Origin of the sequence: Streptomyces poriferorum, from assembly GCF_019399235.1 — a bacterium.
GTDB lineage: Bacteria > Actinomycetota > Actinomycetes > Streptomycetales > Streptomycetaceae > Streptomyces > Streptomyces poriferorum.
Genome location: NZ_JAELVH010000673.1, coordinates 1 through 362, shown reverse-complemented (window position 1 = coordinate 362; position 362 = coordinate 1). Strand labels below are relative to the sequence as shown.

The following is a 362-nucleotide window of genomic DNA, read 5'->3' as shown; positions in this document are numbered from 1 at the left end:
GAAGAACTGCGAGCCGTTGGTTCCGGGGCCCGCGTTGGCCATCGCCAGCAGGTACGGCTTGGTGAAGGCCAGGTCGGGGTGGAACTCGTCGCCGAACTCGTACCCCGGGCCGCCCGTCCCGTTGCCCAGCGGGTCGCCGCCCTGGATCATGAAGCCGCTGATGACCCGGTGGAAGACGGTGCCGTCGTACAGCCGGTCCTTGGACTTGGCGCCGGTCGCCGGGTGGGTCCACTCGCGCTCACCGGTGGCGAGCTCGACGAAGTTCTTGACCGTCTTGGGCGCGTGGTTCGGCAGAAGCCGGATCTCGATGTCGCCCTGATTGGTCTTCAAGGTGGCGTAAAGCTGCTCGGCCACGGTCTGCC

The 362-nt window shown here is 67.4% G+C and carries 1 protein-coding gene; it reads right to left on the bottom strand.

All coding sequences use genetic code 11. The features are described from left to right. The coding region (locus tag JGS39_RS40360) for a peptidylprolyl isomerase (RefSeq protein WP_219574699.1) at positions 1-354 on the bottom strand (354 nt) is incomplete at its 3' end. Between the last annotated feature and the right edge of the window lie 8 nt (positions 355-362).